Here is a 23,815-nt window from a genome sequence, read left to right as displayed (position 1 = left end):
TGCTAAAATGAAGGAAAAAAAATTTGAGACCACTGCTATCCGAACACAGATAGAGCGTTCACAATTTCTGGAGCATTCCAATCCTATATACTTGACCTCAAGCTTTGTTTTTGAGGATGCCGAGGACATGCGGGCTTCCTTTGCGGAGGAAAAGGATAGAAATATTTACTCTAGATATGCCAATCCCAATTCATCGGAGTTTATAAATAAAGTATGCCAAATGGAAGGCGCCGAGGACGGTTTTGCTTTTGCATCCGGTATGGCCGCCGTCTTTTCTACTTTTGCCGCTTTGCTGAATAGTGGAGACCATATTCTTTCTGCTCGAAGTATTTTTGGATCAACCCATTCCCTCTTCACTAATTTTTTCCCAAGATGGAACATAGACCATAGCTATTTCAAGTTTGATGAATTAGATCAGGTTGAGAAATTAATTACCCCAAGGACTAAACTGATATATGCCGAATCACCGACGAATCCCGGGGTAGATATTTTGGATTTGGAAGTATTGGGAGATATTGCCAAAAAGCATAATCTCATATTTGTTATAGATAATTGCTTTGCTACACCTTATTTACAGCGCCCCATTCAATTTGGGGCGGATTTGGTCATCCATTCCGGCACCAAACTTATGGACGGTCAGGGAAGGGTAATGGCGGGGATAACAGTTGGAAAAAAGGAATTTATAGATAGGATTTATCAATTCTCAAGAATAACCGGTCCGGCTCTTTCCCCTTTCAATGCGTGGGTATTGTCCAAAAGTTTGGAAACCTTGGCGGTAAGGGTAGATCGGCATTGTTCCAATGCATTGCAACTAGCGGAATTTTTGGAAGGACACGAAAAAGTGAATTGGGTAAAGTACCCCTTTCTAAAATCGCATCCTAACCATGAATTGGCTAAAAAACAGATGAAAGCAGGGGGTTGTGTTGTGGCCTTTGAAGTTAAGGGGGGATTAAAAGCAGGTCGAAAGTTTTTTGATGCTATTGAATTACTATCGTTGTCGGCTAATCTGGGAGATTCTAGGAGTATAATTACCCATCCCGCTTCTACCACCCATAGCAAGCTCTCTAGTGAAGAGCGTTTGGAAACGGGAATTACAGATGGTATGGTGAGGATATCCGTTGGATTAGAGCACATAGACGATATCATTTCCGATATTGATCAAGCATTGGGATAAAACTAAGGGCAAATTGACTTCTTCCTCAACCTTAACCCATTAGGCCCAGGAAATTCCAAAATGTTAATTTTCCCTATCTTCGTACAATGCTCTCCAAAAAAACCAAATACGGACTAAAAGCACTGGCATATTTGGCATCCCAACAGGACAATAGTCCGGTTCAGATTGCCGAAATAGCGAAACAGGAGAACATTTCACAAAAGTTTTTGGAAAGTATTTTGCTTACTTTGCGAAAGACAGGATTTTTGGGTTCTAAAAAAGGAAAAGGAGGAGGTTATTATTTGATCAAAAAACCTTCTGAAATTCTGATGACCGATGTAATGCGAATTCTAGAAGGCCCGATTGCCATGGTCCCCTGTGTTAGCCTTAATTTTTATGAAAAATGTTCGGATTGCCCGGACGAGAACGCTTGCTCTGTAAATAAACTGATGTTGCAGGTAAGGGATGCTAATCTGGAAGTATACCGTAACAATACCCTTGCAGATATTCTTTTATAATAAAGGAAAACCAATATCTCTTCATTTTAAATTCTCAAAACTTCCATAAAATGATCTGAATTTCTTCAATATATGTAGCAAATAACAAATAATCTACTAAATCGATAGGGTAAAAGTAATATTTAGCAACTTTTAACGTCTTAGTTAAAGAAATAATCTTATTTTTGAATTCCTATTAAATCACTAGACTAATTCGAAAACAGTTTTTTTCATGATTGCAGATCAATTGATTTTAGATAAAAAGTCCACTAAGAGCAACTATAAGGAGGACAAAAAATCGGAGAAACCGATACGAAGTATTGCAAAGGCTATAAGTTGGCGTGTTATTGGTACTTTAGATACCCTTTTGGTCTCATACCTGTTCACAGGAAAGGTGGTCCTGGCGGCATCTATTGCCTCTATTGACTTTGTGACCAAAATGTTTTTGTACTTTTTTCATGAAAGGATTTGGAACCGGATCGGTTGGGGTAAGTAATTTTAAAGAATTATGGCTTTTACGCAACAACAAATAAAGAATCTTAATGTGCAATTTAAAGGCATTCCCCCGGAAGAAATTATTTCCTGGGCCGTTAAGAATGCCGAGAGGCCTGTAGTGACCACCAATTTTCGCCCTTATGAAGTTGCTATCCTTAATGCTGTTTCCGAGGTAAAGGATAACATTCCCGTAATTTGGTGTGACACTGGGTATAACACGCCAAATACCTATAAACATGCGGAGGAATTGATAGATAGGCTTAAACTACATATCGATTTATATGTTCCAAAACAGACTTCGGCACATCGGGACGTCATTATGGGGATTCCTCAAATAGACGATCCAAAACACCGTGAATTCACTGAGCAAGTAAAATTGGAACCCTTCCGGAGGGCTATGGAGGCACATAAGCCCGATGTATGGTTTACAAATTTACGAAAAGGACAGACGGCACTCAGGGATAGTTTGGATATTTTGAGCTTGAGCAAAGATGGGGTTTTAAAGGTGAGTCCCTTTTACTATTGGAGCGACACCCAATTAGATGCCTATTTGGATGAGAGGGATTTACCCAACGAACATAAATATTTTGATCCTACCAAGGTTTTGGAAAACCGGGAATGTGGATTACATACATAATTAAAAATACATAATGTTACCTCTAGCGAAATCAAGGGGTCTCTAAAAGAGTTAATTTGGAAACAATACTAGAAGAAATACAATCCACAGGAACATTTAAAAGCGGGGATAGGCCCAATGCGAATGCCCTGGAGCACGAGGCTATATACATTATGCGGGAAGTAGCCGCGCAGTTTGAACGACCCGTGTTGTTGTTTTCTGGGGGGAAAGACTCCATAACACTTGTGCGTTTGGCACAGAAAGCTTTCTGGCCTGCTAAAATTCCTTTTCCATTAATGCATATAGATACGGGCCATAACTTTCCGGAAACGATTGAATTTCGTGATAAATTGGTGAAGGAATTGGGTGTGGAACTTATTGTGCGTAATGTTCAGGATTCCATAGACCAGGGCAAAGTAGTGGAAGAAACCGGTAAATACGCCAGTCGAAATATTTTGCAGACCACAACGCTTTTGGATGCCATTGAAGAGTTCAAATTTGATGCCTGTATAGGAGGTGCCCGAAGGGATGAGGAAAAAGCTCGGGCCAAGGAGCGCATTTTCTCCGTACGGGACGATTTTGGCCAGTGGGACGAAAAAAACCAACGCCCCGAATTGTTCGATATGTTGAACGGACAGATTGAAATGGGGCAAAATGTAAGGGTATTTCCCATAAGTAATTGGACCGAACTTGATGTTTGGAGCTATATCCAGAAGGAGAATATTGAGATTCCATCCATTTATTTTGCACATAAGCGCAATACTTTTTTAAGGGACGGGCTTATTTGGTCTGCTGAGGACGATGTAGTCTTCCGCGCGGAAGATGAAACCGTAGAGGAACGCATGGTCCGTTTTAGGACTGTCGGGGATATGAGTTGTACGGCGGCCGTGGAATCATATGCTGACACCATCGATAAAGTGGTATCGGAAATACGAGATTCCAAGATTTCCGAAAGAGGAGCTCGTATAGATGATAAGAGATCCGAAGCAGCTATGGAAAAGAGAAAACAACAAGGATATTTTTAAAATTGTCTTTAGTTCATTGTATTAATGCATGGGTAACTATAGACTATCAACTAGAAAATGGAAGTACTAAAAATAGCAACGGCAGGAAGTGTGGATGACGGTAAGAGTACCTTGATCGGAAGATTGCTGTACGATACCAAATCGTTGACGGATGATAAGCTGGAAGCCATAGAAAAAACCAGTAAACTTAAAGGTTATGATTATCTGGATTTCTCTTTGGCAACGGATGGCCTGGTGGCCGAACGTGAACAGGGCATAACCATAGATGTAGCCCATATCTATTTTTCCACGGCATCTAAAAGTTATATCATTGCGGATACGCCTGGACACGTGGAATATACACGGAACATGGTGACAGGCGCTTCCACTTCACAGGCGGCCATTATTTTGATCGATGCCCGAAAAGGGGTTATAGAACAAACCAATCGACACTTTTTTATCAATAACTTGTTACGGGTAAAAGATGTGGTGGTTGCCATAAACAAAATGGATTTGGTAGATTTTTCGGAGGAAAGATATAATGAAATCAAATCCGATTTTGAGCAACTGATGCAAAAAAGGGATTATGAAGATCAGAAAATAACCTTTATTCCGGTAAGTGCTCTTAAGGGTGACAATGTCGTGAATCATTCCGAAAATACCCCATGGTATGACGGACAGACACTTTTGGAACATTTAGAGGAGTTGGACTTGCAGGATATTTATAACATAGGGACACCACGTTTCCCGGTTCAATATGTTATTCGGCCTAAAACGGATGATTTCCATGATTTTCGGGGATTTGCAGGTAAAGTTTATGGAGGGGAACTCAGCGTTGGTGATGAGGTAGTCATTTTGCCATCGATGACCAAATCCAGAATCAAGGGCATTTATTTTTACGATAAAAAATACAAAACTGCACCAAGACGTTCCTCGGTGACCATTACGTTGGAAGACGAAGTAAACGTAAGCAGAGGGGATATGTTGGCAAAGGTCGGTGATTTACCCACTATTGATAAGCAATTTACCGCAACGGTTTCATGGATGGATTCCGAGAAGTTGACGGCCGGGGGTAAATATATTGTTCAGCATGGTATAAACAAGGTGCTGGCAAAAGTGGACAGTATCGAACACAAAATTCTTCCGGATTATTCTGGGATAGAAGAAGGAGTGACAGCACTGGGGATGAATGATATCGCTCGGGTAAAGTTTAGATTGAACAGACCAATTTTTTATGATGCTTTTAAGGCACATAGGACCAACGGTTCGTTTATCTTGCTGGATACCCGGACCAATAATACCGCCGGGGTAGGATTTATTAATTAAAAAGCTGATTTTTCCTGATTAGAAAGGAAATTGCTATGGGAGAGGTTTATTGTGAAATATTAATAAAAACAGTCTTAATTCCTATAAATCCTATAGGCAAAATGGAAATAAATTCAAATTAGAATATACAAAGATCAGAATTCGAAATATGCAAAGCTTTAGAACTGAAATAGAGAATCCAGTAGTAGAAAAGGATATCATAGAACTGGAAAGAAAAATAAGGGAGTTCAAGGAAGGGAACCTGGATGAAGAGAAATTCCGGAGTCTCCGCCTAGCACGTGGCGTCTATGGTCAAAGACAACAAGGTGTTCAGATGGTACGTATTAAACTGCCCTATGGAAAGGTAACTTCCAATCAATTGCGCAGGATATCCGATGTTTCGGATGAATATTCCAGAGGTCGTTTGCATATTACGACCCGCCAGGATATTCAAATACATTATGTCGATTTGGAACGTACACCTGAGCTATGGGCAGAGCTGGAAAGAGATGATGTTACACTACGCGAGGCCTGTGGGAATACGGTACGGAATGTTACTGCCAGTGAAACTGCGGGAATAGATGTAGACGAGCCATTCGATGTTTCTCCATACGCCCATGCCTTGTTTGAGTATTTTCTTAGAAATCCCATAGGTCAGGAAATGGGACGTAAGTTCAAGGTTTCCTTTTCGGCTAGTGATGCCGATACGGGGCTTTCCTATATGCACGACCTTGGTTTTATTGCAAAAATTCAAGACGGGGTTAGAGGTTTCAAAGTTTTGATTGGTGGTGGATTGGGCTCTCAACCAAGGCATGGTGATGTATTGTTCGAGTTTCTCCCATCTGATAAAATCATCCCGTTAATGGACGGTGTAATCCGGGTTTTTGATCGTTACGGTGAACGTAAAAGTAGGGCCAAGGCTCGGATGAAATTCTTATTGAAGGATATCGGCCTGGATGGATTTAAGGAATTGTTGCAGAAGGAACAAAAAGCGGTTCCCCATACGTCGTATCCCATTGATGCCCAAGCCTATCCCAAAACCGTTATTTCGGAAAAATCGGTACCGGAAGTGGTAGTGCAAGATGAAGCTGCCTTTGAAAAGTGGAAATCTACCAATTTGGTTTCCCAAAAGCAAAAAGGCTATGTGGCTATTGGTATCAAGGTATTGTTGGGTGATTTTTATACGAATAAGGCAAGGTTGTTGGCGGATTTGGTTGAAAATTATGCAGCCGGCGAAATTCGATTATCACTTCGTCAAAACATCCTGATTCCTTATGTAAAGGAAAAATCAATACCATTTTTCTACACGGAGTTGGAAAAATTAGGGTTTACGGAGGCCGGTTACAATAAGGCTGCAGATATCACGGCTTGTCCGGGAACGGATACCTGCAATTTAGGCATTGCAAGTAGTACAGGTATAGCCGAAGAGCTGGAAAGAGTAATAAAAAAAGAGTATCCCAATTATATTCAGAATCCGGATGTGGTCATTAAGATTAGTGGTTGTATGAATGCTTGCGGTCAGCACAATATGGCAAACATAGGGTTTCAAGGGATGAGTATCCGTACCAAGGATAAATTGGTTGCGCCTGCTTTGCAAGTATTGTTAGGCGGCGGAAATGATGGCAATGGCAATGGACGTTTTGCCGACAAAGTGATTAAAATACCCAGCAAAAGAGGCCCACAGGCACTTAGGTTGATTCTAGATGATTATAACGCAAATGGCAATGGTGCTACTTATGCTGATTATTATGAAGAGAAGGGACAAATATATTTTTATGATTTTTTGAAGCCCCTGACCGAGATAGATAACCTTGCCCCGGAAGATTTTATTGATTGGGGAACAACGGAACGTTACAAAAAGGCTATCGGCATAGGCGAATGTGCAGGGGTAGTCATTGACTTGATTGCTACTTTACTTTTTGAAAGCGAAGAGAAAATTCAAAGCGCTGGAGACACTTTTAACGAAGGGAAATGGGCGGCAAGTATCTACTATTCCTATTCCTCCATGGTCAATTCAGCAAAAGCCCTACTTACTGCCGAGAATGTAAAGGTTAATACTCATTCCGGTATCATTATGGATTTTGATGAAAAGTTTGTAGCATCAGGAAGAATTGATTTGGGTAAGGGATTTGAGGAACTAGTTTTACAATTGAATCAAAAGGAGCCTTCCGAAGCCTTTGCCAAAAATTATTTGGAAGATGCCAAAGGATTTTTGAAAGCGGTAGAGAAGTTAAGGAAATTGGAACTTGCTGAAGTATAGCCAAAAAATGAATTTGGAAAACAACATATCAAAAAAGGGCTATACCAAAATTTCTTCAAATGGTAAAGGGAAACCCTTTTTCACTGTGATAGGTGCGGGTCCCGGAGACTCGGAGCTTATAACTTTAAAAGCTATCAAAGCATTGAGCAAGGCCGACGTAGTTCTATACGATGCTTTGGTAAATCCGGAATTACTGGAATATGCCACAAAGGCAGAGCATATTTTTGTGGGCAAACGTAAGGGATGTTATGCCTATCAACAGGAACAGATAAATGAATTGATCGTTACTCGGGCCAGAACCCATGGGCATGTGGTACGATTAAAAGGAGGAGACCCTTTTGTTTTTGGTCGAGGCGCGGAGGAGATGGAACATGCTGCAAACTATGGGATACAAACAGCTATGATACCTGGAATTTCCTCCTGTATTTCCGTACCAGCAGCACAGAATATACCAGTTACAAAACGAAATTCAGCTGAAAGCTTTTGGGTAATTACAGGGACTACCAAGGAACATAAATTGTCCCAAGATGTGCATCTGGCTGCAAAATCCAGTGCAACTGTAGTCATCTTAATGGGGATGTCCAAACTCCCTGAAATTGTTGCACTTTTTAAAAAGGAGGGAAAATCGGAAACTCCTGTAGCAATTATCCAAAATGGAACCCGAAAAGATGAAAAAATTGGCATAGGAACAATTGATACCATTGTGGACGTAGTTCAAGAAGAGAAATTAGCCAATCCCGCCATTATTATCATTGGTGAAGTTGTAAATCATAGGGCATTCACTCAAAAAGTTGTCCTAGGTAATATAAACGAATTAAGTTTAGAAGTATGATTAAAACAGATATCATTATTATAGGAGCAGGTCCCACAGGACTATTCACGGTATTCGAAGCCGGATTGTTGAAGCTTAAGACCCATCTAATTGATGCGTTGCCACAACCTGGAGGCCAGTGTTCCGAAATCTATCCTAAAAAACCCATTTACGATATTCCGGCTTTTCCGGAAATTTTGGCTGGCGAATTGGTGGACAACCTCATGGAACAAGTTAAACCCTTTGCCCCCGGATTTACCCTGGGCGAACGAGCGGAGACTTTAGATAAACAAGAAGATGGTTCGTTTATTGTCACCACAAACAAAGGAACAAAACATCAGGCACCTGTAGTTGTTATTGCGGGTGGATTGGGATCTTTTGAGCCCCGCAAACCTCCCATTGAAAATATATTGGATTTTGAGGACAAAGGCGTTGCCTATATTGTTAAGGACCCTGAAGTATATCGCAATAAAAAAGTAGTGATTGCCGGTGGTGGTGATTCTGCATTGGATTGGGCTATTTTCTTGGCCGATGTAGCCTCTGAAGTTTCATTGGTGCACCGAAGGAATGAATTCCGAGGAGCTCTGGATTCTGTCGAAAAAGCTTCGGAGTTGGCCAAATTGGGAAAAATAAAACTCTATACGGAGGCCGAAGTGAAAAAACTTTACGGAGATGAGCACTTAGAAGCTGTAGTAATAAAGCATAATGATGTGGCCAAAGGCGAAACCTATGTGGAGACTGATAATTTCATCCCTTTGTTTGGCCTGTCGCCAAAGTTAGGGCCCATAGGAGATTGGGGCCTTGAAATTGAAAAAAATGCGATTAAGGTAAATAATGCCAAGGACTACCAGACCAACATTCCTGGGGTATTTGCAATTGGTGATGTTAACACCTATGAGGGCAAATTAAAGCTCATCCTGTCAGGCTTTCATGAGGCCGCCGTCATGTGTCAATATGCTTATCAGATTATAAACCCGGATAAGCGCTACGTAATGAAATATACCACTGTAGGCGGAGTTCAAGGTTTTGACGGCACCAAAAAGGAAGCCAAAAGAGAAGTAGTGCAGAGCATTTTATAATATTGGTCTTTCTATTCTTATTTGAATTTCTAGCCCTCTAACTATTTTGTTAGAGGGTTTTTCCTAAACGCTTTATGTTAAAAAAACGTGGGATTACTTGCATTTAAGGGTCCCTTAGCGTTACTTTGTACCAGTTCATTAAAAAATTGAAATCGTTATCAAGAAAGGTGGAGGGACTAGACCCTATGAAACCTTAGCAACCCTTTCCCGTAAAGAAGGTGCTACATTCTATCACGACAATGTCGTGACAGATAACAAGGACTATAGCTTTTGTCCAATATTTATTTCCTTTCCTTGCTAACTTTTTTTATGTGCGATTTTATACATCGTACTAAATATTTGATATGAAAAAAATTCAGGATATACTTCAAGAACGCATTTTGGTATTGGACGGAGCTATGGGTACAATGCTCCAACGTTATAAGTTTACCGAACCGGATTTTCGGGGACAGCGTTTTAAGGATTGGAAACATCCGTTACAAGGCAATAATGATTTGTTGTCTTTGACCCAGCATGAAGCCATTGCCGAAGTTCATCGAAAATACTTTGCAGCTGGAGCCGATATTGTGGAGACCAACACGTTTTCCGGTACTACCATTGCCATGGCCGATTACCATATGGAAGAATTGGTCTATGAACTTAATTATGAATCGGCCAAAATTGCGAAAAAAGTAGCTGAGGAGTTTACCAGTTCGGAACCACATAAGCCACGTTTCGTTGCTGGGAGTATTGGTCCCACAAATAAGACGGCCAGTATGTCCCCGGACGTAAATGATCCCGGATTTCGAGCGATCTCCTTTGACGAACTTCGCCTTGCCTATAAAGAGCAAGTTGAGGCATTATTGGACGGAGGATCGGATATTCTTTTGGTAGAGACTATTTTTGATACGCTCAATGCCAAGGCAGCTCTGTTTGCCATAGAAGAAGTAAAGGAAGAACGAAAGATAGAAGTTCCCATTATGGTAAGCGGAACTATTACCGATGCTTCCGGAAGAACATTATCCGGGCAGACTGCCGAAGCTTTTCTAATTTCTATTTCGCACATTCCCATTTTATCCGTTGGGTTCAATTGTGCCTTGGGAGCCAGTCAATTGGTGCCTCACCTTGAAGTTGTTTCTAGTAGATCGGAACACTTTATTTCCGCTCATCCCAATGCTGGCCTACCTAATGCTTTTGGTGAGTATGATGAATCCCCGGAACAAATGGCCGCCCAGATTAAGGAATATGTGGAAAAAGGACTTGTAAATATCGTGGGCGGATGTTGTGGGACCACCCCGGAGCATATATCGGCAATTGCCGAGTTGGTAAAGGATTATGAACCAAGGAGGTTGATGGTTGTCGGTTGATAATTTTTAGGTAATGCTTCATTAGTTTTTATGTATGGAATACGTAGAGTTGGAAGTTTGGAAAGAGGCTAGGGTTTTAGTCAACTGGGTTTATAGGATATCCAAGGATTTTCCAAAGAACGAAGTATATGGGTTAACACTTCAGATTCGCAGATGTGCTATTTCAGTACCTTCGAATATAGCAGAGGGTTGCGGGAGAAGGACTTCGGCCAATACGATTCAATTTCTACATATTGCAAGGGGTTCTTCGTATGAGTTGGAAACTCAACTGTATATAGCTTTGGACCAAGAATATTTAAAGGAAAAGGATTTTGAGGCGTTTCTCAAACAAATACTGAAGTGCAAAAAACTTATAAACGGATTTATCAAATATTATAAAAATAATAATTGATGTCATTGGGTAAATCCAACATATCAACAACCGACAACGGAAAACAGGCAACCAAGTACTTAAAATTAAGTGGTCTTGAACCACTAGTAGTAACTCCGGAGAGCAATTTCATTAATGTTGGGGAGCGAACCAATGTGGCAGGTTCTAAGAAATTTCTTCGATTGATAAAGGAGGAGAAGTTTGAAGAAGCTTTGGATGTGGCTCGAGATCAGGTGGAAGGCGGTGCCCAGATTATAGACATCAACATGGATGACGGACTAATCGATGGGAAGGAGGCTATGGTAAAATTCCTCAATCTCATAGTTGCCGAACCTGATATTGCCCGTGTACCTATTATGATTGATAGTTCCAAATGGGATATCATAGAAGCTGGCCTACAGGTAGTTCAGGGAAAATGTGTGGTGAATTCCATTAGCCTAAAGGAAGGAGAGGCCGAGTTTATTCAGCATGCAAAATTGATAAAACGTTATGGAGCTGCTGTCATTGTAATGGCTTTTGATGAAGTAGGGCAGGCCGATAATTATGATCGTCGTATTGAAATTTCCAAGCGATCGTACGATATTTTAGTAAACGAGGTGGCGTTTCCCCCGGAAGATATCATTTTTGACCTCAATATATTCCCAGTCGCTACGGGAATGGACGAACACAAACGTAATGCATTGGATTTCATCGAAGCTACCAAATGGGTGCGTGAGAACCTTCCTTATTGCAGTGTTAGCGGAGGGGTCAGCAATGTTTCGTTTTCGTTTCGAGGCAATAACCCGGTTAGGGAAGCAATGCACTCCGTGTTCCTATACCATGCCATAAAATCCGGGATGAATATGGGTATTGTAAATCCAACAATGCTCGAGGTCTATGACGATATTCCCAAAGACTTGTTAGAGCGCGTGGAGGATGTCATTTTAAACCGGAGGGACGATGCCACGGAACGTTTGTTGGATTTTGCCGAAACTGTTGTTGGCAAGGCCAAGGAAAGCAAGGTAGATTTATCATGGCGGGAGGAGTCCTTACAAGATAGGATTACACGTGCGTTGGTAAAGGGAATTGACCAATACATAGAAGCCGATGTGGAAGAGGCCCGACAAAGCGTCGATAAACCTATTGAAGTAATCGAAGGTCATTTGATGACCGGAATGAACGTGGTCGGTGATCTTTTTGGGAGCGGAAAAATGTTCTTGCCCCAGGTAGTAAAATCGGCAAGGGTCATGAAAAAGGCGGTTGCTTACCTTCTTCCATTTATTGAGGAGGAGAAATTAAAAAACCCTCAAGTTGGGGATTCCAATTCAGCTGGAAAAATATTAATGGCGACGGTCAAAGGCGATGTGCACGATATCGGGAAGAATATTGTAAGTGTAGTTTTGGCTTGTAACAACTATGAAATAGTTGATTTGGGAGTAATGGTACCGCCAGAGAAGATAATTAAGATCGCAATTGAAGAAAGGGTCGACGTAATAGGGTTAAGCGGATTAATCACGCCGTCACTGGATGAAATGGTGCATCTCGCCAAGGAAATGGAACGTCAGGATTTTAAGGTTCCTTTGTTGATTGGAGGTGCCACAACCAGCAAGGCACATACAGCTGTAAAAATAGATCCGCAGTACAAGAATGCGGTAGTACACGTCAACGATGCTTCACGTGCCGTTACGGTTGTAGGCGATTTACTTCAGAAGGAGACTTCGCAAACCTATAAGAATGGTATTAAGGAAGATTATGAGGAATTCCGGAATAAATTTCTAAAACGCACCAAGCAAAAAGAGTATTTAACCCTAAATGAAGCACGAGAAAATAAGTTCCAAATCGATTGGGCGGAAACCGAATTGATCGAGCCTAACCATAAGGGCGTACAGATTATCGAGAACTTGGATCTATCTCTTTTAATAGATTATATCGATTGGACGCCTTTTTTCAGAAGTTGGGATTTACACGGAAAGTATCCTAATATCCTTACAGACGATGTGGTTGGTGAACAAGCAACCGAGTTATTTGAAGATGCCCAGGAAATGTTGGGAAAAATTGTAAATGAAAAATTGTTAAAGGCAAAAGCGATTTTTGGATTGTTTCCGGCGAATACCATCAATACCGATGATATTGAAGTATTGACCAAGGGCGAAAAATTTATTTTTAGGACGTTAAGGCAACAATTAAAAAAGCGGGCCGGCGTTCCTAATTTTGCTTTATCCGATTTTGTTGCTCCCAAAGAAATCGGCAAACAAGATTATATGGGTTGTTTTTGCGTAAGTACCGGATTCGGTACTTCGGAACTGGCTACGGCCTATGAAGAAGAGCATGACGATTATAGTTCAATAATGGTGAAGGCACTGGCCGATCGTTTGGCGGAGGCCTTTGCAGAATACTTGCACAAGGAAGTAAGAACCCAATATTGGGGCTATGCAAATAACGAAAATTTAAGCAACGAGGAATTGATTAAGGAATCGTATAAAGGGATACGCCCTGCACCAGGTTATCCCGCCTGTCCGGATCATCTGGAAAAATTAACGATTTGGAAACTATTGGAAGTTGAAAAAAATATCGGGGTAAAGTTAACGGAAAGCTTGGCCATGTGGCCGGCAGCATCGGTCAGCGGATATTATTTTGGGCATCCAGAAGCAAGATATTTTGGACTTGGAAAAATAAAGGAAGATCAAGTAAAGGATTTTGCTGAACGAAAGGAGATATCATTTGAAGAAGCAAGCAAATGGCTCGCACCGAACATAGCAGATGATTAATATAAAAATAGTCCCCTAGAAATGTCTTTGTAGGACTATAGCAAAGCCTTTGACCCTGTCTTAGAACAATGGAACACCGATGCAAAATATAACGGAAACTAAATATAACTGAAACAGCCCTTCGACTGCCTGCCGGACAAAGTGTACAGGCGAGCGCTTAGGGTGACAACCAATTAAAATGAAAGTCACAGATCATATCAAAAAAGCAAACGGGAACACTCTATTTTCCTTTGAAATCATACCTCCGGTAAAAGGACGGAGCATTCAAGAACTATATAACAACATTGACCCGTTAATGGAATTTGAGCCTCCATTTATAGACGTAACTACATCTAGAGAGGAATATGTATACATTGATCGTGATGGATTGTTGGACAAAAAACTTACCCGTATGCGTCCTGGTACCGTTGGTATTTGCGCATCAATAAAGCATAAATACGACGTGGATACGGTTCCCCATGTGCTTTGTGGAGGGTTCACCAAAGAGGAAACGGAATACCTTTTGGTAGACTGTCACTATCTGGGGATAGATAATGTAATGGCATTGAGAGGAGACGCCATGAAGGAGGAAAAATATTTTGAACCTACCAAAGGGGGTCATCCCTATGCAATTGATTTGATTAGACAGATCCAAAACCTCAACTGTGGGGAATACCTTCATGAAGTTGTAGAAACGGATCATTGTGCCGATTTCTGTATTGGTGCAGCCGGTTATCCTGAAAAACATTTGGAAGCCCCATCCCTAAAAACCGATTTGAAGCGCTTAAAGGAAAAAGTGGATGCAGGGGCAGATTATGTGGTAACCCAGATGTTTTTCGACAACAAAAAGTATTTTGAATTTGTTAAGCAAGCCAGGGCAATAGGTATTGATGTCCCGATAATCCCCGGAATTAAACCCATTGCGGTAAAAAGGCATTTACAGCTATTACCACCAATATTCCGAATAGATTTGCCTCAGGATCTTATTGATGCCGTGGAGGTCTGTAAGGATAATAAGGCGGTGCGGATCGTTGGCATAGAATGGGCTATAGAACAGTCCAAGGAACTAAAAGCGGCGGGTGTTCCGGTATTACACTATTACTCCATGGGAAAATCGGACAATATAAAGGCAATCGCCGAGGCTGTGTTTTAGGTTTGTTCAATATTGGATGTGGGATGCTGAGATTTAGAATATAGGGGTAGTGGTATTGAAAGCTAATGCTGCACCGGTTTACTGCTTACCTTTTTAGTCCCTATACCGATTTTTGATTTCGGCTTGGCACTTCCACTTTTATACTTTTTCGTTGTTCTTCGCTATTCTTATTTCCTGTTCAAATTTCGTATTTCCTATTTCGTGTTTACCTTTACATTCCATGAACCAAAGGTTATTCCCCATTTTTTTGATTTTGGCCTCGTTTTCGTTCGCTCAAGATACGGATGGTCCTAAAAGATTTACCTTGGATGTTGACCCGTTTTATGGTTCTATCCTACTACATAATCCTGATATTACACATTTAATAACCGAACATCCCACGGGTTTTATTGTCGGATTCAATCAAAAAACCTTTGGTGACAAAGAATGGCAGCAACTCTATAATTATCCGGATATCGGGTACTCCTTTGTATACCAGAATATGAACAATAGTACTTTAGGTGAGAATCTTGGCTTATATGCCCACTATAACTTCTATTTTTTCAAGCGGAACTTACAACTTCGAATAGGACAGGGTATTGCCTACAATACAAACCCCTACGATAAAAATCAAAACTTTCGTAACAATGCGTACGGATCCCACTTGTTGAGTTCCACGTACTTAATGTTAAATTATAATAAGGAAAACATATTTAAGAGGTTGGGTTTTAAGGCAGGGATTTCCCTTCTACATTATTCCAATGCCAATTTTAGGGCACCCAATACCTCTACCAATACTCTGGCTTTTAATGCCGGACTTACATATACCTTTGGTGATGACGGAGAAGTACAATACATTCCAAGGGAAAAAGAGAAAGTCACGGAACCCATTCGCTACAATGTTGCATTTCGCATGGGACTCAATGAAAGCGATGTTATCGATTTGGGCCAATACGGATTCTTTATTTTTTCGGGTTATGTAGATAAACGACTTGGGAGAAAGAGTGCCATCCAATTCGGGGGGGATATCTTCTTTTCCAATTTCCTTAAGGAATTGATTAGGTTTCAAAGTACTTCCTTTCCAGAAATGGAAGTTGCAGAAAATACAGATTATAAAAGGGCAGGGTTGTTTTTGGGACATGAGCTTTTTATCAATAAAATGTCCGTGGTTACCCAATTGGGGTATTATATATACTATCCGTTCGATTTTGAAGGACGTATGTACAATCGAATAGGCTTAAAACGCTATTTTGGAAGAAAAGTTTTTGGTGCGTTAACGCTAAAATCCCACGGAGCCAAGGCCGAAGCATTGGAATTTGGTGTAGGCATACGGTTGTAAAATACAAAGTACGAAGTTGGAAGTAAGAAATGAAGTGGGAAGTAAGAAATAGAAAAGGCAGAAGTTTTGGAATTTAGGATTTGGAATTTAATTTTTTTCAATCGACTATGGGCGAGTATGTATTCACCAATACGGGTATTATGCAGTATTCTGATTTTAGGTTGCAACAGTGAGAACGCCCCGGATTGCCTTCAAAACGCAGGTGATATTATCCGAGAAGAAGTTACGCTGCCCAACTTTTCTAAAATTACCGTTTTTGAAAATATAAATATGGTACTAAAGCAAGGTGATATCCAAAAGGTAGAAATAGAAACCGGTGAATTTCTTCGGGAAGAGGTGACGGCTACCTTGGAAGGCGACCGATTACTATTGCGCAATGAAAACGGATGTAACTTTTTTCGAGAATATGGATTGACTACGGTATACGTTACCTCTCCCAATATTTCCGAGATTCGAAGCAGTACGGGTTTTCCTATTCGGAGCGATGGGATACTGGCCTATCCAAGTCTTACTTTATTGTCCGAGAGCTTTGTAAACCCTGAAACGGAAACCACGGATGGCGAATTTGATTTGGAAGTGAATTCTGAAAACGTCAGTGTGGCCGCTAATGGCATTGCCTATTTCAGATTAAGAGGAGCAGTGCAAGACCTTAACCTCAATATTGCAGCGGGAGATTCCAGAATCGAGGCAGAAAACCTAATAGCAGAGAATATCGATTTGAACCATAGGGGTTCCAATGATATGCTCATCAACCCACAATTGTCCCTGACGGGAGTAATTAAGGGTACGGGAGACGTTATTAGTTTTAACCGACCTACAGAGGTCGCTATGGAGGAGATTTTTAATGGACGGTTGATTTTTCAATAACCACTGAATGAACCCTATCCTCAAACTCCTTAAAAATTTCATGTCACGAAAAAAGGTGGTTGGGAACGTTAGTGAATTGCAAGGCTTGTCCAAAGCAGATACCATTTTAGCTGCCTTGGTCAATGAACGCAAGGTACCAGGTATTTCCATTACTGTCTTAAAACAAGGTGAAGTCCTGTTACAAAAAGGATATGGGTATGCCGATTTGGACCAAAAAACTCGAGTAGAGCCTACAAAGACCATTTTTCGTATTGCTAGTGTCTCCAAACCCATAGCCGCAACTGCCTTGACCCATATGGTCAATGAGGGCATTATGGACCTGGATACCTCATTTTATGCGTATGTGCCGTACTTCCCTAAAAAACAATGGGATTTTACCATTCGTCAATTGGCGGGCCATACTGCAGGCGTTCGTGGGTATCGCGGAAAGGAGTATGGACTCAACGAATCGTATTCCATAAAGGAAAGTATCTCAATTTTTAAGGATGATGATCTACTCTTCCAACCCGGAACAAATTATCACTATACTAGTTTTGATTGGGTGTTGATCTCACTTGCCATGCAAGAGGCCAGTGGTATGGCCTTTGAGGATTATGTAAAACAAAAAGTACTCTTACCCATAGGAATGGACCATACTTTTGCAGAATACCCACCTGACCACAGTTTTTGGGACATGAACCGAAGAAGGACTTCTGTCAACTTCGACCTTTCCACGTTTTACTCCAAAAACCGCAAGGGTTTTCGAAAGTCTATTCCAGTGAATAACTATTACAAAATGGCAGGAGGGGGTTACCTTTCTACTACGGAGGATATTGCAAAGCTGGGCCAGGCGTATTTGGATGATAAGATTGTGGATAAAGAAATAGTATCACAATTTTTAAACTCAGGAAAAATTAATGGCAATTCTACATATTATGGTTTGGGCTGGGAGGTAAGTGAGGATAAATGCGGCGGACATTTTTATGGTCATAGGGGCAATGGAGTGGGTGGATATTCCAATTTTTTTGTTTACCCGGAGCAGCAGATGGTGTTTGCCATTTTGATAAACTGCACAGATCCCAAGGTACAAACCGAGCTGGATAAGGTGATAGATGTTTTATCAAATTTGCATGCTTCCCGGATTTTATAGAAATTTAAACAAATCAATTAGGGGTTTGAGAATTTTAACTATATACGGACTGGTTTTCTGCTTTTGGGCAACGATAAATTTACACGCCCAGACAGATACTGTGCCTTTGGATAACTACATTGAAGGAATTGGAGACGACTATGACAATCTTGAAATCGGGGAATGGAAGAAATTAAAACACTTCGAAACACGGTTAAATGCTTCAACATCTACTCAAGAAGTGCAAGAATCGGAATTTAGGGATTACGCACGCGATTCGATCAAAATATTGAGGGTGAAATTACTGGCGCTCAAAATTTTGGAAGATAAAAACCTGCTTGAGTTGGATATTACCGAAAACCCGGATTACTATATGACTCTTCTTACAAAACTTAAGAAAAGCAATATAAATCGCTCGGAATACCTCTTTTTGGAAAACAAACTGGCCTTTTTGACCACGGAAGTAGTGGAAAACAAATACAGGAACAGTAAACTGGTCATTGGGTTGCTGGGATTTGTTAGTATTGGGCTAGTGTTAGTTGTTCTTTGGATGCAACGTAAAAGAAAAGGTTTGCCAATAGTAGGTTTAAGCAGACAGGAAAGGAATATTCAAGGCCTTATCCTACAAGGCAAGAGCAACAAGGAAATCGCCAACGAACTTTTTATTAGCATTAGCACCGTCAAAACACATATTACCAATATCTACAGCAAGTTACATGTATCCGGTCGTGAAGAGTTGTTACAAAAACTACAAAATTAGCACGGGTACTAGTACCTAAATCCGACTATTTCAAATACCATTCTATTCTTTTCTGAAGGTTCTTTGTAGGAAACTCTTTGATGACCCTAAAGCAATTTGATACGTGGAACGTCCTTCTGGGTTGGACTCTTTTTGGTATCGCCCTTAGTGTTTATGTACTTACCGTTGAACCTACCGTAAGTTTTTGGGATGCTGGTGAATATATAGCCACTTCAGCCAAATTACAAATTGCCCACCCTCCAGGTGCACCTCTCCTTCAAATGATTGGATCATTTTTCGCATTATTTGCAACGGCTCCCGATGAAGTAGCGCTTATGGTGAATTATGTTTCAGTTGTATCCAGCGCGTTTACTATACTGTTCCTCTTTTGGACCATTACGAATCTTGCCCAAAAGCTGGTCTTGAAAACCGCTGTGACCGTTAAAGGTCAATATATCGGTATTTTGGGTTGTGGAGTGGTGGGATCCCTAGCTTTTACTTTTTCGGATAGTTTTTGGTTCAATGCGACCGAGACAGAGGTCTATTCCATGGCCAGCTTGATTATGGCCTTGTTGCTATGGATGGGGATTCAATGGACGGACAGTTTACATACGCCAAGGGGCGACAAGTGGCTTATTCTAATTTCGTTTATAACGGGCCTGACCTTTGGTATTCAGTTTATGGGTTTTTTGGCTATTCCTTCCATTGTACTACTCTTTTATTTTAAACGATATAAAGTCATTACAATTAAGAATTTTATCCTGGCCAATGTCCTCGCGGTGGTCATATTGTTATTGGTCTTTAAGTTTTTATTAACCTATATGTTGAAACTATTTGGATGGAGCGAGGTATTCTTTGTGAATTCTATAGGGTTGCCTTTTAACTCTGGGAGCATTATTATGGGAATACTTTTGGCGTTCTTTTTCTATTTTACCCTTAGGTACACCCAAAGAAGGAAATATAGGTCTGCAAATACTAGTATACTTTCTATCCTATTCTTGGCCCTTGGCTTTTCCTCCTGGTTACTATTGCCCATTCGCGCAAGTGAGGATGTGGTAATCAACGAAAACGATCCCTCGGATGCCCGTTCACTGCTGGCCTATTACAATAGGGAACAATATCCGAGTACCGATAGTCCTTTTTATGGGGCCTATTATTCGGATATGTTCGCTTCTGACCATCCTCCCAAGGACGATAGTCCAAAATACGAACGCGATGAGAAACTGGGAAAATATAAAGTTGTTAATCAGTATAAAGGTGCTTCGCAAAGTTCAAGTCCAGATCACACAGGTTTTTTGCCTAGAATGTGGAGCCAGCAGAATGCTGAGAACTACATACGTTACTATGGGGTATTGGATTTTACGATAAAACCTGAATTCCAGACTGATGTTGAATTGAGGGATGTGGTTCGCGATTTTCGAAAGAAAAATGCCGACGGACTCATAGAAGCTGACCAATATGTACGTTTTCTAAGGGAAATGGACAATTGGATTATTGTGAAACCTCCCACCTTATGGCAAAACATCAAGTATTTATTCCACTTTCAGTTAGGTTATATGTACTGGCGTTATTTCATGTGGAATTTTGTAGGAAGGCAGAACGATGAACAGGGTCGTTTTGATGGTAACGGGGAATGGCTTAGTGGAATCAAGGCAATTGATAGTTTCCGCTTAGGCAGTCAGGAAAACCTTCCTTCGGAAGACCTATACAATAAGGGCCGAAACACCTATTTCTTTTTACCGCTCCTTTTAGGAATCATTGGGCTTGTATTTCAGATTTCCAAAGACCCCAAGCAATTTTGGGTGTTGTTCGTTTTTTTTGTGTTCACTGGAATTGCCATCCAATTTTATACCAATCCACCTATTTTTCAACCTCGGGAACGGGATTATTCGCTAGTGGGTTCCTTTTACATTTTTGCTATATGGATAGGTCTAGGGGTATACGGCCTTTTTGAGGAAATTAGAAAATTTGTTAAACCAAAAGTTGGCCTTCCCATTCTCCTCGTTATTTGCTTAATGGCAGTTCCCATACTCATGGCACAACAGAATTGGAACGATCACGATCGTTCCAATCGATATACGGCATTGGCCATGGCCAAGGCTTATCTTGATTCTACACAGGAAAATGCAGGGGCAATCCTATTCACCATAGGAGATATGGATACTTTTCCGCTTTGGTACACCCAGGAAATTGAGAATTATAGAACGGATACCCGCACGATTATATCTGGGTACTTAAATTTTTCATGGTATATCGATCAAATGAAACGCAAGGCCTACGAAAGTGACCCAATTCCTTCCCAACTGACCCATGATAACTATACCTATGGTTCCAGGGAAGTTATTTATTATGCCCCAATAACGGACAAAAGATGGCCCATCCAAGATTTTTTGAAATGGGTAGCTAGCGACCACCCACAAACCAAAGTGAAAAAGTTGCTTGAAAAACAAGGAAGGGATATTAGCAATTTTTCTGAGGAATATTTGGATGCCGTATTTTATCCTACGAACAAAATACGAATTCCGGTAAATAAGGAAAAGGTCTTGGCTGCTGGGTTGGTCAAGGTAAAAGACTCTTCACAGATAGTCGATTATATCGACATTGACCTTCCCGAGACCGGCATCAGAAAAAGTAATTTAATCATGTTGGATATCCTGGCCAATAACGATTGGGAGCGGCCTATTTATTTTTCCGGGGGAAGTTTTGATGAAGAGGAGTATATCTGGATGAGTGATTATCTTCAGTTGGACGGCCTTGTCTACAAGCTGGTACCAATAAGGACCAAAAACGAAAGTATTTTTGAGAAAGGTCGGCTGGATTCCGAATTAATGTACACTATTGTCAAGAAATGGGAGTGGGGCAATTCTGGAAGCCCAAATATTTATCATGATCCACAGACCCGAAAACAGTTTGGAGTAACCCATCGTATCGTATTGGCCCGTTTATTGGAAAATCTATTAGAGGAGAATAAATTTGAAAAGGCGAAGGAAATCATTGATATGGCGATGACCAATGTTCCAATGGAACATTTTGGATATTACACTTTTGTGGAACCATTTCTTGATGGTTACTACAAAGTGGGGGACACCCAAGAAGCCCGGAAACTGTATCATAAGCTAAAAACTGTTTATCAGGAAAGGTTCAAATATAATCTGGCATTACCCTTAGAAGAAAAGTATGATAATATAGAAGAGGCACTTGCAGATTTGCAAGCCCATCAGAGGCTCCTGGATATTCTTGAGCAAAATGGAGACTCCGAAATCTATGAAAACGAAACTTTGGAATTTAATGGATATGTAAGTAGGTTTTCTGATTTGTTAGATCAAGGTTAATTCATTTTTTGTTTAATTAAAAATACATATCTTTAAACAAAAAAAGAATGAAAACTTTTCGACTATTACTTTGTTTGTTTATATTGAGTATCTGTGCCACAAACCTATCCGCGCAAGAAATCACCGTTTTTCCTGGAATGTGGGGCGATAAGTTTTATCAGGACAAAGAACCGCTAACCTGGAAGGAGATTGATGCTATTATGAAGGAGAACCAGGCCTCGGCCTTACATTGGCAAAAATCCAAGAAAAATATGGTGGGTGCATTGATTGCCGGGACAGCAAATTTTGGTTCTGCTATTTGGCTACTTTCAAATTTGGATGATAATGAGCCGCTTACGGGACCACTAATTGCCACTGCCGGTACCGGAATAATCAGCTCTATTTTTTTTCATTCGGCAATGAAAAATAAAAAGATGGCCATTTTGGAATATAATGATAGTCTAGGGAAAAAAACATCTCTATTCTTAGCTCCTACCAGTAATGAGTATGGGATTGGATTGGCCTTAAAGTTTTAGGTTTTTGGAGGCAGGTAGAAATTCCTATAGGGTGTTTATGCGGTCAGTTCGGTAAACAAGCTTTCCAAATTTCTGTTCTTTCGGCTTAACTGTAATGTTTTGAGCTGATTGTCATGAGCGAAATCGAAAATGGCCGGACGCATATCCTTGGAGGTACTAAAAGTAACTTCATACACAAAACCTCCTGTATTTTTAACCAGGGAAACATGCGGAAGTTTTTGTAAAAAAGCTTCTTCTACACGGTAGTCGAATTCTACCTCGATGACCTGTTGCTCTTCGTCTCGTAGATCGTTCAGCTTCTTGTCGGCGACTAGGACCCCTTTGTTCAGAATTAATACTCTATCACAAACAGCCTCTACTTCTTTCATGATATGGGTGGACAACAATATGGTCTTTTCTTTTCCAATTTCCTTTATAAGTTTTCGGATTTCTAGCAGTTGATTGGGATCCAGCCCCGTAGTGGGCTCATCTAAAATGAGTACATCCGGGTCGTGCAATAGTGCCGCTGCCAAACCTACCCGTTGTCGATATCCTTTGGAAAGTTGACCTATCTTTTTATGAGCCTCCGGTTGCAGTCCCGTCCGTTCAATAATTTCCTTTATACGATTCTTGTCCACCTTATGGGCATCGGCATTGAAGGCCAAATACTCTTTTACATATAGTTCCAAATACAAGGGGTTGTGTTCAGGTAGGTACCCAATACTCCTTTGGACAGATTTCTTATCAGTACGAACGTCAAAATCATTTACCATGGCTTCCCCTTCATCTGCTTCATGGTAGGTAGTCAAAATCTTCATCAAAGTAGATTTCCCCGCACCGTTTGGCCCCAAAAACCCTACGATTTCACCTTTTTTCACATCGAAGGAGACATCGTTCAAGGCTTTTTGGTTCCCGAACGTTTTGGTAATGTTTTTTACGACAATGGACACTGGTTTCGTTGATTTTTTTCAAAAATATAGCAAATAGCATTAAGACCTCCGTATATCTATGAAGATTATTGAAAAAACACGTACTTAGGGTTAAAAACAAGGATTCCTGCCTTATCCTTGTTGTTTGTATAACGTGCATAATTCGCATTAAAACTAGATTTTGAAAAATAAATGGACAAGGATTGACGTTAA

The 23,815-nt window shown here is 40.7% G+C and carries 20 protein-coding genes and 1 riboswitch; of the genes, 19 read left to right on the top strand and 1 reads right to left on the bottom strand.

The annotated features are described in order from the left end of the window. Positions 1–7 precede the first annotated feature (7 nt). The 19 genes from D7Z94_RS20560 to D7Z94_RS20470 all read left to right on the top strand — a co-directional run bounded on the left by D7Z94_RS20560 (position 8) and on the right by D7Z94_RS20470 (position 22,694). Positions 8–1,174 (top strand): trans-sulfuration enzyme family protein, encoded by a 1,167-nt coding sequence (locus D7Z94_RS20560; RefSeq protein WP_120713698.1) that lies wholly within the window; start codon positions 8–10, stop codon positions 1,172–1,174. An 86-nt stretch (positions 1,175–1,260) separates the two neighbouring features. Next, entirely contained in the window at positions 1,261–1,671 is a 411-nt protein-coding gene (locus D7Z94_RS20555; protein WP_120713505.1) for an RrF2 family transcriptional regulator, read from the top strand. A 211-nt stretch (positions 1,672–1,882) separates the two neighbouring features. Beyond that, positions 1,883–2,146, top strand: coding sequence for a DUF2061 domain-containing protein (locus D7Z94_RS20550; RefSeq protein WP_120713504.1), 264 nt, complete (start codon positions 1,883–1,885; stop codon positions 2,144–2,146). Between the two features lie 12 nt (positions 2,147–2,158). Next, a complete protein-coding gene (locus D7Z94_RS20545; protein WP_120713503.1) occupies positions 2,159–2,782 on the top strand; it encodes a phosphoadenosine phosphosulfate reductase domain-containing protein in 624 nt (207 codons plus the stop codon). A gap of 65 nt (positions 2,783–2,847) precedes the next feature. Then, positions 2,848–3,786 (top strand): sulfate adenylyltransferase subunit CysD, encoded by a 939-nt coding sequence (gene cysD, locus D7Z94_RS20540; protein WP_394347462.1) that lies wholly within the window; start codon positions 2,848–2,850, stop codon positions 3,784–3,786. Positions 3,787–3,843: 57 nt separating this feature from the next. Next, on the top strand, positions 3,844–5,091 hold the full coding sequence (locus D7Z94_RS20535; protein ID WP_120713501.1) for a sulfate adenylyltransferase subunit 1: 1,248 nt from the start codon (positions 3,844–3,846) through the stop codon (positions 5,089–5,091). 148 nt (positions 5,092–5,239) lie between these two features. Beyond that, on the top strand, positions 5,240–7,330 hold the full coding sequence (locus D7Z94_RS20530; RefSeq protein WP_120713500.1) for a HEPN domain-containing protein: 2,091 nt from the start codon (positions 5,240–5,242) through the stop codon (positions 7,328–7,330). A 7-nt stretch (positions 7,331–7,337) separates the two neighbouring features. After that, positions 7,338–8,162: a uroporphyrinogen-III C-methyltransferase gene (gene cobA, locus D7Z94_RS20525; protein WP_120713697.1), complete on the top strand. Its 825-nt coding sequence runs from the start codon at positions 7,338–7,340 to the stop codon at positions 8,160–8,162. Continuing rightward, positions 8,159–9,220 (top strand): NAD(P)/FAD-dependent oxidoreductase, encoded by a 1,062-nt coding sequence (locus tag D7Z94_RS20520; RefSeq protein WP_120713499.1) that lies wholly within the window; start codon positions 8,159–8,161, stop codon positions 9,218–9,220. The genes cobA and D7Z94_RS20520 overlap by 4 nt, the downstream gene beginning before the upstream one ends. A gap of 152 nt (positions 9,221–9,372) precedes the next feature. Further along, positions 9,373–9,478: riboswitch (SAM riboswitch) on the top strand. Positions 9,479–9,564: 86 nt separating this feature from the next. Next, positions 9,565–10,566, top strand: coding sequence for a homocysteine S-methyltransferase family protein (locus D7Z94_RS20515; protein ID WP_120713498.1), 1,002 nt, complete (start codon positions 9,565–9,567; stop codon positions 10,564–10,566). 34 nt (positions 10,567–10,600) lie between these two features. After that, entirely contained in the window at positions 10,601–10,957 is a 357-nt protein-coding gene (locus D7Z94_RS20510; protein ID WP_120713497.1) for a four helix bundle protein, read from the top strand. Continuing rightward, positions 10,957–13,683 (top strand): methionine synthase, encoded by a 2,727-nt coding sequence (metH, locus tag D7Z94_RS20505; protein ID WP_120713496.1) that lies wholly within the window; start codon positions 10,957–10,959, stop codon positions 13,681–13,683. Before D7Z94_RS20510 ends, metH begins: the two co-directional genes overlap by 1 nt. A 178-nt stretch (positions 13,684–13,861) precedes the next feature. Further along, positions 13,862–14,815 (top strand): methylenetetrahydrofolate reductase [NAD(P)H], encoded by a 954-nt coding sequence (gene metF, locus D7Z94_RS20500; protein WP_120713495.1) that lies wholly within the window; start codon positions 13,862–13,864, stop codon positions 14,813–14,815. A gap of 220 nt (positions 14,816–15,035) precedes the next feature. After that, positions 15,036–16,133 carry an acyloxyacyl hydrolase gene (locus tag D7Z94_RS20495; RefSeq protein ID WP_120713494.1) on the top strand — a complete coding sequence of 366 codons (1,098 nt, stop codon included), beginning with the start codon at positions 15,036–15,038 and terminating at the stop codon, positions 16,131–16,133. 117 nt (positions 16,134–16,250) lie between these two features. Next, positions 16,251–17,000, top strand: a complete 750-nt coding sequence (locus D7Z94_RS20490; RefSeq protein ID WP_120713493.1) for a head GIN domain-containing protein — start codon at positions 16,251–16,253, stop codon at positions 16,998–17,000. A gap of 40 nt (positions 17,001–17,040) precedes the next feature. Continuing rightward, positions 17,041–18,129, top strand: a complete 1,089-nt coding sequence (locus D7Z94_RS20485) for a serine hydrolase domain-containing protein (protein WP_245967268.1) — start codon at positions 17,041–17,043, stop codon at positions 18,127–18,129. A 25-nt stretch (positions 18,130–18,154) separates the two neighbouring features. Beyond that, positions 18,155–18,868, top strand: coding sequence for a helix-turn-helix domain-containing protein (locus D7Z94_RS26140; protein ID WP_317125789.1), 714 nt, complete (start codon positions 18,155–18,157; stop codon positions 18,866–18,868). 80 nt (positions 18,869–18,948) lie between these two features. Further along, positions 18,949–22,179: a protein O-mannosyl-transferase family gene (locus tag D7Z94_RS20475; protein ID WP_120713491.1), complete on the top strand. Its 3,231-nt coding sequence runs from the start codon at positions 18,949–18,951 to the stop codon at positions 22,177–22,179. Between the two features lie 47 nt (positions 22,180–22,226). Next, the gene (locus D7Z94_RS20470; RefSeq protein WP_120713490.1) at positions 22,227–22,694 is read left to right on the top strand and encodes a hypothetical protein; all 468 of its coding nucleotides are present in this window, start codon (positions 22,227–22,229) and stop codon (positions 22,692–22,694) included. Between the two features lie 35 nt (positions 22,695–22,729). On the opposite strand, the gene gldA is transcribed toward D7Z94_RS20470, so the two are convergent. Next, positions 22,730–23,623 (bottom strand): gliding motility-associated ABC transporter ATP-binding subunit GldA, encoded by an 894-nt coding sequence (gldA, locus tag D7Z94_RS20465; protein WP_120713489.1) that lies wholly within the window; start codon positions 23,621–23,623, stop codon positions 22,730–22,732. Between the last annotated feature and the right edge of the window lie 192 nt (positions 23,624–23,815).

Origin of the sequence: Ulvibacterium marinum, from assembly GCF_003626755.1 — a bacterium.
Classification (GTDB): Bacteria; Bacteroidota; Bacteroidia; order Flavobacteriales; family Flavobacteriaceae; genus Ulvibacterium; species Ulvibacterium marinum.
This window is presented reverse-complemented; position numbering and strand designations above follow the sequence as displayed.